We start from the raw sequence: 13,019 nt of genomic DNA, 5'->3' as shown, positions 1-13,019 counted from the left end.
AAGAATTAATTTTATCTAGTATCTTAGTAAGTTCTTAATACAATATAATTATACAGTATATCTATGATATTTTTACAATTATTCATTGATACAATAGTAGCAAACTTCATTAGTTACATCGCTAATAGAGAATCTAAACAAATGTTATCTGAGCAGTGGATGAAAAAACTTGGGTATAAACACGTATTTTCTACAGAATTTTTTGATGATACATCATCTGAGTACCAGGGATATCAAGCAGATATATTTATTAATCATGAAAAGAAAAATGCAATTATCGCTAATCCTGGTAGTGTAATATATGATAAAAATGGAAGCTTCTCAATTAAGCACATAATAAATGATTTATTCAATGACATACAACTTTTTTTCAACTTTATACCAATAAAATTTTATTTAGCACAAAAATTAAATCGAGAAATATTAATGCCTATAGTAGAAAAATATCCAGACTATAATTTTATTTTTACTGGACACTCTCTAGGAGCAGTAATATCAGATTTACAAGCAGCAGATATAAATAGAAAAATTAATAATCTATCTATTTATAGTATTACATTCGAAAATCCTGGTAGTAAAAAAATATTACAGAAGTTATGTCATAATACTGAAGAATACAATGATATTATTCAATCTATAAAATATCATGCAATACAGCAACAGAATAAAAATTTCATAAATTGCTTGCATGAATCAGTAATGCCAGCGCTTCACATACAAAATCCTCAAGAACTGATTATGAATATTAGTTCTAATAATGTGCTAATGAAATTTATTAATAATAATATAATATCGTATATAAATTTCTTTTGGAGTACTATAACTGAGCATGGTATAACATCATTTCTTAATTTACTTGATAAAAGTTTAGAAATTTCATGTGGAGATATTATAATTAAGAATACCGAGAATTCAAATATATTACTACTCAGTAGTTTAGAACAAAATTGTCATAATAATACATCCAATTTAGAATTTGAATCCAATATTACAGATTCTTGTATAAATTTTTTAATATCATACGCAGCAAGTCACAACTTACCCAAGGATGAAATAACCGAGATTGCTAGCAAGGTTGTATCTAATAGTGATTTGACAGAAACAACAGATACAAAAGATTCATTGCCTAAATCCATTTCTAGTAGCAGTTTTGTTAGTTGTATAGATTCTAACACTTCTGATATAACAGATAGTATAGAAAATTCTCAAGCAGCAGTAGTAGGTTCAGTATTGATTGAAGTTGTAATATAAACATTGATTGAGAATATTGAAGCCTATGCATAAATTAATTTATTATTGAATTAATAAATAGTATGTATTTTTACTATAAATAAATACATAAGATTATATTATATAAGTTACTTACTTGACAAAATTTAGTAAATCCATTAACATATTTTTAATAAGTATATAAAAATAAGTATGTTAATATGGATAATAAGTTGTCATCTGATCTTGTGTTTTTAGGGCTCACAAGGCCAACAATGATATTTGGAGTCAGTATGCAGTATGCAATGGTTAACTTAATGCTTTCTATTACAATATACATACAAGGCCCTAGTTTGTATGTTTTAATAATTGCTGCAATAGCCCATTTAGTAGGGTATATCCTATGTTTTACAGAACCAAGATTCATAGAATTATACATAAATTATGCCAATAAATGTAACCAATGTCCTAACAAGTCATATTATGGTGCTAATTCTTATGCAGTTTAGATTAATATTGTAATACTACACTAGATATGTTTACTCTATTCCCTCATAGCCAGTCTAGAGAATCAATAGCTAAAAAAGAAAAATTGGCAAGCAATTTTATTCCTTATAAAATGTATTGGAATAGCAATACGTTAATCACTAAAGATAATAATTTACTACAAGTTATAAAATTAAAAGGCTTACCTTTTGAAACCACAGACGATATAGAGTTAGATATTAATAAAAATCTGCGCAATATGTTGTTCAAAAATATGTCTTTAGATACAGTCATACTGTATTTTCATACTATTAGAAAAAAAACTCCTGTATTAAGGAGGAATGAGGCACTGGCAAATACAAATAATAAAAATGATTTTTTAAGATATCTAAAATCAGAATGTGAAAAAAAATATATAGATACAGAAGCATATATAAATGATTTTTATATTACAATAGAATATAAACCAGATAAATCTGGGGTATCTATAATAAAATATCTATTAGAACAGTTTGAAATTAAGTCAAATAAAGCAAGTTGGGAAAATAAAAAAAAGGAAATTTATGATTATATATCCGAAGTAAATTCTAGAATTTTACATGCTTTTAGAAATTATGAACCATCAGTATTAAGGATATCTAAAAATCAGGATGGGAGCTATTGCCAAATATTAGAATTTTTATCTCAACTTGTTAATTGTGGAGATTGTCAAAAAATTAGGGTACCAAAGTCTTCTATAGATAAATATTTGCCTATGAATAGGCTATTCTTTGGTTCTAAATTAATTGAATCTACTAATAAAAGAACTACTAAATATGCTGGGATGTTATCCATTCGTGAATACTCTTCTACTACATTCGCAGGAATTTTTGATAAATTATTACAAGTACCATTTGAATTTATTATTACACAAAGTTTTTCATTTATTAATAAAACAGTAGCAATACACAAATTGCAATTGCAGCAAAATAGAATGATCCAAGCTAAAGATAATGCCGTTTCACAAATAGAAGAAATATCTGAAGCGCTAGATATGGCAACTAGTGGATCGATAGCTTTTGGCGAACATCACATGTCAATGTTATGTATAGGATATGATGTTAACTCAATTGAAAATATTTTATCACTAGCTATTACAGAGTTTTCAAATTCTGGTATACAGGCAGTCCGAGAAACAATCAATATGGAACCCGTTTATTGGGGACAATTACCAGGAAATAAAAATTATATAGTAAGAAATTCTATAATAAATACATTAAATCTTGCTAGTTTCGTTTCAACTCACAATTACCCAATAGGTAAGGAATTTGATAATCATTGGGGTAGATACATAACAATATTAGAGACAACTTCTAATACTCCATTTTATTTTAGTTTTCATGTCAATGATGTAGGACATACTCTGATTATAGGGCCAACAGGTGCCGGAAAAACAGTATTAATGAATTTTTTATGTGCTCAGGCTTGTACATTGCAACCAAAAATGTTTTTTTTTGATAAAGATAGAGGTGCTGAAATCTTTATTAGATCTGTTAAAGGAATTTATACAGTAATTGATCCTGGGAATCATTGCGGCTTCAATCCCTTACAACTAGAAGATACAGGAGAAAATAGATCTTTTTTATTAGAGTGGCTAATTACACTAGTTACAAGACATGGACAACAAATTACATCTGACGAAATCACACTATTACATGAAGCAATAGAAGGAAATTATAGATTAGATAAAGCAGATAGAAAATTAAGTAATATAGTACCATTTCTTGGATTGGGTGGAGATGGTACTATTAATAGTAGAATTGCTATGTGGCATGGCCAGGGTTCACATGCAAAAATTTTTGATAACGATATAGATCAAATTGACTTTAATAAATCTAAAATATTTGGTTTCGAAATGGCTAATTTGCTATCTGATAAAATCAGTCTAGAACCGGTATTATTATATATTTTTCATAGAATCAACCTTTCACTCGATGGTACTAAAACAATGATTGTATTAGATGAAGCCTGGGCGTTAATAGATAATCCAATTTTTGCTCCTAAAATAAAAGATTGGTTGAAAGTGTTGAGAAAGCTTAATACTTTAGTGATTTTTGCAACTCAAAGCGTCGAAGATGCTACTAAAAGTCGAATTAGTGATACCTTAGTTCAGCAAACTGCTACACAAATATTTTTACCTAATTTAAAAGCTACAGAAGTATATAAAGAAGCTTTTATGTTATCAAATAGAGAATTTTACTTGATAAAAACTATAGATCCAGCATCGAGATATTTTTTAGTAAAACAATCATTAAAATCTGTAATTGCAAAAATTAATCTAGAAGGATTAAACAATATTATTAATATATTATCAAGCCGCGCAGATACCATAGCTTTACTATATAAAATTATGAAAAAACACGGAGAATCCCCTAAAAACTGGTTAAAGATATTCTATAAAAAACTAGCATCTATAAAAAAATAAATATGTACTATAGGGCTTATGATATCATCAATTTATTTAAAGTAAAATATTATATTATATGTTTTAGTTTTATAATATCCTACTCAAACTTGAACTTGGTATACGCTAAAACAGCTGATCAGATGAATACATGTACTCCTACTCATTATAATGCATTTGTACCATTTGGTATTAATCTCATTAGTTTTGGGATGTATTATGATGTGATGAATAAGATATTTATGAAAAAGAATCCCCAATCACAAACTAATACAACGGAATGTTTGAGAATAAATAGAGCTCATTGCAATAAATGGCATCTGGGAAAATGCAAAGATGCTAAAATTAATTTTTTGATATGCAATAATGAAACTGAGTGTACTGAGTATAATAATATATCTATAGACGCCGAATTACCTAATATAGCTGGAGCTAAAATTTTAGGTTTCATTCCCATAAATTATTCTCTAAAAGTCAAGCAAGACTTAGATGTAATATGTATATATACTAATATATATGGCACATGGTATCCAGTAGGTTGCAAATCTATTGAAGAACCTTTTAAAAACTCTATTTATAATGATGATTTTGTAACAGAGTGTACGGGTACCAGAGCTTGTAGTTATTATGCTACAAAACACTCTAAAGCATACATACCTATGACAGGGGTTGTAATTACATGCATTAATCAATTGATCAACAAATTGTTATATACGGTAGATCTGTGTAGGGTTACTGGCAATAGCAGTTATATTATAGATAAAGATAATCGAGATAAAAGTGTATTATTCCAATTTCAGGATAAAATGCGTTTAACAGTTAAGTCACTCCTCACGATATATATAATATTTTTAGGATTTAAGATATTATTACAAGCTGAAACTAATAAAACAGAATTAATTATAGCTGTTTTAAAAATAATATTGGTTAGCTATTTTTCTATAGGTATCGCTTCTCATGCAGATGATAAAACTCAAATTTTAAGTGGCATCACATCTTGGATAATGCCATTTTTTATTGGAGGAATTAATCAATTATCAACTTGGTTAATAGATACCAATACTTCTAGTCTTTGTAATATGTTACCAAGCGAATATGATGCAGCATATAGATATTTAGCAATATGGGATTATATCGATTGCCATATAGCACATTACCTGGGCCTGGATATGATAATAAATCTTACATCTGCTCACACAATCGATATTCCACCTTATATATATTTAGTATTAATACTAGTTATAGCTCAGCAATGGTCATGGGTTTTGATAGTACTTGCGTATCCAATCTTTATTATATCATTGGGGCTACTTATACTAGAAATAACTGTTAGATCTATGTTATCTATTACTATGTTAGCTATTACAGCCCCTATATTTATACCTATGTCACTTTTCAAAACTACAGAAAAATATTTTAATAACTGGATTAAAAATCTTTTTTCACTAATGTTACAGCCAATGATTGTAACAATTATATCAGTATTATTTTTTAGTATAAATGATTATGCATTTTATGGTTCATGCAAATATAAAACAAACAATATAGAAGTCAATGATGGCAGAGTAGTGAAGATACCATCTTTAGATATAGATTTTGAAGATAGTTATTATAAATCTAATCCGAATAATATGATAAAATGCCAAACTAGTATAGGATATATATTAAAAATGCTATCTTCTCCTGCCCAAGGTATAATGAATATTATAACTATGGTGCAAAATAATACTGGCATTAATATTAGTTTTGTTCAAATAATATCTTCTATGATAGCATCTATGACAGTACTGTATGTGTTATTTAATGCAGCAGAAGAATTACCAAACTATGTAGCAAATCTATCAATGTCTTTGCCTTTGGTGAAGTTTAGAAGATATAGACCAAAAATGCAGAGAAAGTCCAATAAAAATAATCCTATAAAAAAACACAGTAATGACAAAATTTATCAAAGTAAAAAGAGTAGCAATGATGCTGTATACAGTAATAGAAAATTTAGTAATGATGCTGTATACAGTAATAGAAAATTTAGTAATGATATGATTTCTAAAAAGGATAAAACTTGATAGTCATCATAGCATAAAGTAAACATAAATTAATTATTTCCCTTTAATATTAAACTAATTACTATAATTTATCTGATAAATGTTATGATATTACCTAACCCACGTGATACCAAAATTAGTCTTAAGATATGTTTGGTTATATACAACATCATTTATACAATGTTGTTGCCTAGTATAATTTTGATAAGATTATTACAAAAATCAGATACATATAGATCTGTTCTATTTCGTATGATGATTAAGACAAACAATAATCCCACAACCAAACAAGAAAAATTAATTTGGTTTAACGCTGCAAGCATAGGAGAATCAAAAATAGCTATCAATTTAATAGAAAAAATTAGTATCGATTATCCTAATATAAAGTTTTTGATCACCACTTCAACTATTGAAACAAATCAAAATATAAAAAATATATTACCAAAAAATACATTACACCAACTTTTACCAGTAGATTTGATATTTGTTATAAAGAAATTCTTAAATCACTATAAACCAAATTTAGGGATTTTTATTGAATCAGAATTATGGCCATCTTTAATACATGAAGCTTCAGATAAATGTGATTTGTTATTAATCAATGCTAAAATTTCCGATAAGTCATTTAAAAAATGGAGATACGCTAAATCTATATTTCGATATATGATGAACAATTTTAAAGAAAAGTTGGTACAAAGTAAAATTGATCTAAAACGCTTCGAAGAATTAGGGGGTAAAAATTATAAATATTTAGATAGTTTGAAATTTTGTAATAAAAAACTGCCTGTAAATCTCAGTTATATTACTCAAATAAAAAAAAATATAAGTAAAAATAAAGTTATTTTAGTTGCTGCTAGTACCCATACTGCAGATGAAGTGGAATTATTACATATGTTATATAATATAAAAAAAGAAATATTTCTTATAATTGTTCCTAGGCATCCAGATCAGAAAAAAACGATAATAAATTTATCCAATAAATTAGGTTTAATATTTACTATGCAATCCAAAAATCATTTGCCCAACATATCTCAAGATCTATATATAGCAGATAGTTTTTATCAATTAGGTAATTTTTATTCCCTAGCAGATTTAATATTTATTGGAGGTTCATTTAAAGATGGAGGACATAATATAATAGAGGCAATGAATTTTAGAAAAATAATTTTTGTTGGTCCAAAAATGTATAATTTCCAGGAAATAACAGATGAAATGATAAAAAAAAATGCGGTAATATCAATAAAGAATAGAGAAGAATTACAGCAAAAAATTATTAAATTTATTCAGAACAAAGATGATACTAAATATCAAAAATTACTATTTAATGCTGAATCTATATTAGAAAATAAAAAACAAACATTTGATAACTATTTAGATATTATAAAAAAATATATCAAATCTACTTGATAAGTGAGTTACCTAATAACTTTTTATTATAAAATGCGGTAATTAATAGATATAATCCTAGTAATAACATTGGTACAGATAGGATTTGCCCCAATGTAAATATATTTGCAACAAAACCTATAGATATATCTGGTTCACGAAAAAATTCTGTTATAATCCTGAATATTGAATATGTTATAAAAAACAAGCCAGTTAGTATTTTAGGATAATTTATTAGTTTATACTTAATATTCAGGTAAGATAATATGATGAATAATACTAAGCCTTCAAGTGCAGCTTCGTATAATTGGCTTGGGTGTCTTAATTGATTATCAGCACTGGGGAATATCATCCCCCAAGGCACAGATGTAGTTCTACCGTAGAGCTCTCCGTTTATAAAATTACCAATTCTACCTAGCATTATCCCTAAAGGAGATACTAATGATGATATATCAATTAAAGAAAAAAAATTTATTTTATTAATTTTTGCAAAAATATAAGCAGTAAAAACAAATAGAATTAAAGCTCCATGAAAAGACATACCGCTAATACCTATTATGGTATTCCCATCATAAATCTTAAATATTTCAACAGGATGATCAAAATAATATTTAAATCCATAGAATATTACATAGCCTAATCTTCCTCCTAGGATAATACTGAGAACAGAAAAAAATACAAAGTTTCCTATATGTTGTTCTGTAATACCTAATCTATAAACAGTAACAATTTTTTTAGCATAAAATTCTCCAAATAATATTCCCACGATATATGCTATAGAGTACCAATAAATATTTAAAGGACCTAACCTAAATAATACTGGATCAATATCTGGAAATAACATAATACATCACTAATTTATAACTAAAACTCAGCAAAAAAATTTCATTAGTTGAAATTTATTCAATATATCTAGCATTCTTCTATACTCCAACGGGATTTAGGCCGAAAATTAATGTTACTCACAAGACCTGACTTTAGCCTTTCTAGACCCGCTTGTGCTATCATCGCAGCATTATCAGTGCATAATTTAATAGGGGGAGCTATAAATTTATACTTTAAATCAGAAGCTAAATTACATAATTTACTACGTATGTACGAATTTGCAGCTACTCCACCTGAGATAACAAATTGCTTATCAAGTGAGTTATTGACTTTTTTTTGTTGTTCAAAAAATTTCATAGCAATAAATGTCTTAGATAATAAAACATCAGTGGCTATTTTTTGAAAACTAGCCGCAATATCATAACTATCTTGTAATGATAAATTTTGGATTTTTTTAATTGTAACATGTACTGCTGTTTTTAAACCAGAAAAAGACATATCAGCATTTTTAATTTTTATCATAGGTTTTGGAAACGTAAATCTATTTTCATCTCCTAACTTAGCATATTCCTCTATTTGAGGGCCTCCTGGGAACGGTAATCTTAACATTTTTGCAACTTTATCAAATGCCTCACCTAAAGCATCATCTAAGGTCTGACCTATTATACGGTAATCAGACAGCCTATTAACAGAAATAAATTGACAATGCCCTCCACTAATTAATAAAAGTAGATAAGGATACTCAGTATTGTCAGAAAGCCTCACAGTTAAAGCATGTCCTTCTAAATGGTTAATAGCTATTATAGGCTTTTTTAATACTGAAGCTAAACCCTTAGCAAACATAGATCCTACTATTACCCCCCCTATTAGCCCAGGGCCAGCGGTAACAGATATAGCATCTATATCCTTCAAAGTAATATTTGCTTCAGTACATGCGGTTTTAATGGCTAATTCTAAATTATCTACATGATATCTTGAAGCAATTTCAGGTACTACGCCATCAAATGGTTGATGTGCTGCATTTTGCGATATCACTATATTAGACAAAATCCCAAAATTAGAATCAATTATAGCTGCAGCACTGTCATCACAGCTAGATTCAATCCCAAGTATTTTTTTACCATACTGAATCATCAAAAAATTAATAAATTATTACACATCACACTATTTATTTCACTGATTACAATCAAAATGCCTCTAAGATATTATTCAATCTTTTTGCAAAATCTGCAGGATTTTGTAAAGGAGATCCAGCAACAATACATGCTTGATCATATATTATATAAATCAATTTTTCGGCAGACTCAAGATTTTTGTTTTCATCAATATAGCAAGATATTTTTTTAATGATAGCATGGTTTGGATTAATTTCTAGTATTTTAGGTGCGGCTTTTTTAATAGCCCCTTGGCTAATTAACAATGATTCTAGTTTAATATCATAAGGCCCTATTGCAGAAATGCATGCAGGGCTATTCAATAATTTTTTAGATATTACTACATCTTGTACAGATTTATCTAAGATTTTTTTAAAATGCTTAATAACATTATCATAAGAAGAATTTGTCACATCCTTTGTATCTTCTTCTTTATCATCACCTGATGATTCTAGATCTATATCGCTTCTAGTAACAGATTTTACTGTAAACCCCTTATATTCAGGAGGATAAAGTACCCATTCATTATCAATTTGATCTGTAAGCAACAACACGTCGATATTTTTACTTAAAAAGCCTTCTATCTGAGGGCTATGATATAACTCATCTAAATTATCTCCTATCAAATAATATATATTTTTTTGTTCAGGGTTTGAAGACTTGCAATGTTCTATATAATCATCAATACTAATTAATTTCTTATTCATTGCACTATTAAACATAGAAATCTCCAACAGCTTATTCACTTCTGTAGTATCTATATGAGGAGCACGTAAGCCAATTTTTAATACTGAACCAAAAACATTCCAAAATTTTAAATATTTATCCGGTTCATTTTCTTTAATCTTTCTTAATTCAGATAATATTCTGTTAGTAATGGAATATTTAATCTTAGTGATTTGTGCATTATGCTGTAAAGTTTCCCTGCTAATATTTAGAGGCAAGTCTTCTGAATCAATTATTCCTCTAACAAAATTTAAATAGTTAGGGATAATATCAATGTTATCTTCTGTAATAAATACTCTTTTAACATACAGTTTAATTCTAGACTTGACTTCGCCGGTATAAGATCTCATATCAAATGGCTGATCTGTGGGTATAAATAAAAGATTGATGAATGATATCGCACCCTCATTTTTATTATGTAATATTAACCATGGTTCATCTTGTGAATGAGATAGCTTATTATAAAACTCTTTATATTGAGCATTTGAGATATCTGATGCAGATCTACTCCATAATGCAGAAGAAGAATTAATTCTAGTTAATTCATTTTTTTCATTTTTATAAAAAATAGGTACAAATATATGGTCTGAATAGCTTTCTACTACATGTTTCAAATGATAATATTCTAAAAATTTCTCTTGATCCTTAATTATATGAAGCGTTATTTCTGTACCTCTAACTAAATCACTTTCAGATTGAGATATACTATATTCTCCTGTTCCATCAGAAGACCAAGCATAACAACTATCCCCTTCACCTGATTTCTTCGAAACTACTTCAATATGATCAGATATCATAAATGCAGAATAAAACCCAACACCAAACTGCCCTATTAATAGACTGTCTTTGTTAGTATCTCCAGATAAAGATTTAAGAAAATCTTGAGTTCCAGACTTAGCTATGGTACCTAAATTATTCTCTAATTCTTCCTTATTCATCCCTATTCCATTATCACGTATCTTTAGTAATTTTTTATCCTTATCTATAGATATTTCTATCTGAAAATTACTATCTTCATTTTGTAATGTGTTATCAATTTGTAATAAATATCTTAATTTATCACACGCATCTGCAGAGTTAGATAAAAGCTCTCTTATAGCAATGTCTTTATTGGTATATAGTGAATGAATCATTAGATGTAGCACTTTATCTACTTCTGCGTTAAACTTCTTTTTTTCTATTTCCATCTTGTATATAATTTATTAATTAAAAATCTTACAATTTATCGACCATACAAACAACGCTATGGTATATAACATACTAAAAAGACTATACTAAATTTAGCAGTTGATCCAATATATATAATGATTCAATTTCTAAAATTCAATAAAATTTATATTTTTTTTGCCTAAGATCTTTCTATATATACGAATTTACTCTTATTTTTATCGATATTTTCAATATTATTACTTGTATTATTTCATGTTAAATCTTTTAATATCCGATGAACTGCAAACTAGTATTTTAAAATATTCAAAAAAATGTTACAATTCTAATCTATTACTGCTTATATTATAATTATAGAATTAGTTGTGTTGTCTTGATGAGTAATTTTGGTATCAATTCTTTTGAGTTACCCATATTTTGGCAAAAATTCAGTGTTATTACTGTAATTTTGATTGCATTTTATCCTTCACTGCTTCTAGCAAAAAAAACCTTTAAAATACTAATAAATAAAATGTTAGAAATTAAAGGTAAACACTACTACAACTTATTTGAAGAACAGAATATCATAAAATATCTAACATTCAGCTTTATAGGATTATATCTGCTATTTTGGAATGAAATTTTGGATCAAGTAGAATTTTTTCAGACAAAATTGTTATTACATATTAAGAATACAGTATTGAATTTATACGTAACTGTATTTATTACATTATCTGTAGTATCAGCCTTAAATATATATGTTATTATGATACCTAAGGTAAGTTCTAACTCTAAAAATACCGCAATAGGTTTATACATACATATACTAAAAATAGTAACTTATGTACTGAGTGGTATCATTTTATTGTCTATTATTCTAAATATATCATTTAAGAATTTATTTGCTAGCTTAGGTGCAGCTGCAGCTTTTCTAACTTTTATTTTCAAAGATACCGTTCTAGGGTTGGTAACAAGTTTACAAATTACCTTCCAAGATATTGTTAAAATAGGAGATAGAATAGTGATCTCAGATTATCAAATCGATGGAGTAGTTGATGAAATCACTATTACTGTAGTCAAGATACGTAATTTTGATCATACAGTTACCACCATCCCTACTACTACATTCCTTAATAATCAGATCAAAAATTGGAGATATATAGAAGAATCAAAAGCTAGAAGAATTAAACGATCGTTTTATATAGATATAAATACAATAAAGTTCTGTGATCAAGAATTGTTAGATAAAATCAAAGGCATTGAATATTTTAAAAATTTGTTAGATAATAAACCTTATTTGTTTGATGCCAAGAATAATATAAGTAATTTATTAATATTTAAGTCATATATTACAGAATATTTAAAACATAACCAAAATATTCATAATGATGTAAGTCGATTTACTTTTTTGGTTAGACAAAAAGAAACTACACCTTATGGATTGCCACTAGAAATATACGTGTTCTCTAAATTTACAGATTTCGTTACTTATGAAGAAGTGCAATCTGAAATTTTCGACCATATCTTTACTATAATACATATCTTTGCATTAAAAATATTTCAGTATAATATAGCAGAACAAAAGTAAGCTAAAGAAGATTA

The 13,019-nt window shown here is 27.4% G+C and carries 9 protein-coding genes; 6 read left to right on the top strand and 3 right to left on the bottom strand.

Going from position 1 to position 13,019, the window contains the following annotated elements:
- The first annotated feature begins 63 nt into the window (after nt 1-63).
- The 5 genes from IHI24_RS00475 to IHI24_RS00455 all read left to right on the top strand — a co-directional run bounded on the left by IHI24_RS00475 (nt 64) and on the right by IHI24_RS00455 (nt 7,587).
- Nucleotides 64-1,251 carry a lipase family protein gene (locus IHI24_RS00475; protein ID WP_194966109.1) on the top strand — a complete coding sequence of 396 codons (1,188 nt, stop codon included), beginning with the start codon at nt 64-66 and terminating at the stop codon, nt 1,249-1,251.
- Between the two features lie 179 nt (nt 1,252-1,430).
- Nucleotides 1,431-1,718, top strand: a complete 288-nt coding sequence (locus IHI24_RS00470) for a VirB3 family type IV secretion system protein (protein WP_194966108.1) — start codon at nt 1,431-1,433, stop codon at nt 1,716-1,718.
- 26 nt (nt 1,719-1,744) lie between these two features.
- Nucleotides 1,745-4,159: a VirB4 family type IV secretion/conjugal transfer ATPase gene (locus IHI24_RS00465; protein WP_194966107.1), complete on the top strand. Its 2,415-nt coding sequence runs from the start codon at nt 1,745-1,747 to the stop codon at nt 4,157-4,159.
- Between the two features lie 2 nt (nt 4,160-4,161).
- A complete protein-coding gene (locus IHI24_RS00460; RefSeq protein ID WP_194966106.1) occupies nt 4,162-6,201 on the top strand; it encodes a TrbL/VirB6 family protein in 2,040 nt (679 codons plus the stop codon).
- Between the two features lie 84 nt (nt 6,202-6,285).
- The gene (locus tag IHI24_RS00455; RefSeq protein ID WP_194966105.1) at nt 6,286-7,587 is read left to right on the top strand and encodes a glycosyltransferase N-terminal domain-containing protein; all 1,302 of its coding nucleotides are present in this window, start codon (nt 6,286-6,288) and stop codon (nt 7,585-7,587) included.
- Here IHI24_RS00455 and lgt read toward each other — a convergent pair.
- The 3 genes from lgt to htpG all read right to left on the bottom strand — a co-directional run bounded on the left by lgt (nt 7,580) and on the right by htpG (nt 11,458).
- Nucleotides 7,580-8,410: a prolipoprotein diacylglyceryl transferase gene (gene lgt, locus IHI24_RS00450; protein ID WP_194966104.1), complete on the bottom strand. Its 831-nt coding sequence runs from the start codon at nt 8,408-8,410 to the stop codon at nt 7,580-7,582. The two genes, IHI24_RS00455 and lgt, sit on opposite strands and share 8 nt — an antisense overlap.
- 68 nt (nt 8,411-8,478) lie before the next feature.
- Nucleotides 8,479-9,525 carry a tRNA (adenosine(37)-N6)-threonylcarbamoyltransferase complex transferase subunit TsaD gene (gene tsaD / locus IHI24_RS00445; protein ID WP_194966103.1) on the bottom strand — a complete coding sequence of 349 codons (1,047 nt, stop codon included), beginning with the start codon at nt 9,523-9,525 and terminating at the stop codon, nt 8,479-8,481.
- A gap of 52 nt (nt 9,526-9,577) precedes the next feature.
- Complete coding sequence (gene htpG / locus IHI24_RS00440; RefSeq protein WP_194966102.1) at nt 9,578-11,458, bottom strand: molecular chaperone HtpG; 1,881 nt, start codon at nt 11,456-11,458, stop codon at nt 9,578-9,580.
- A 356-nt stretch (nt 11,459-11,814) separates the two neighbouring features.
- On the opposite strand from htpG, the gene IHI24_RS00435 reads away from it, so the two are divergent.
- Nucleotides 11,815-13,005, top strand: coding sequence for a mechanosensitive ion channel family protein (locus IHI24_RS00435; protein WP_194966101.1), 1,191 nt, complete (start codon nt 11,815-11,817; stop codon nt 13,003-13,005).
- The last annotated feature ends 14 nt before the right edge of the window (nt 13,006-13,019 follow it).

It is taken from the genome of Rickettsia endosymbiont of Cardiosporidium cionae, from assembly GCF_015476335.1.
Lineage (GTDB): Bacteria > Pseudomonadota > Alphaproteobacteria > Rickettsiales > Rickettsiaceae > JADHZC01.
This window is presented reverse-complemented; position numbering and strand designations above follow the sequence as displayed.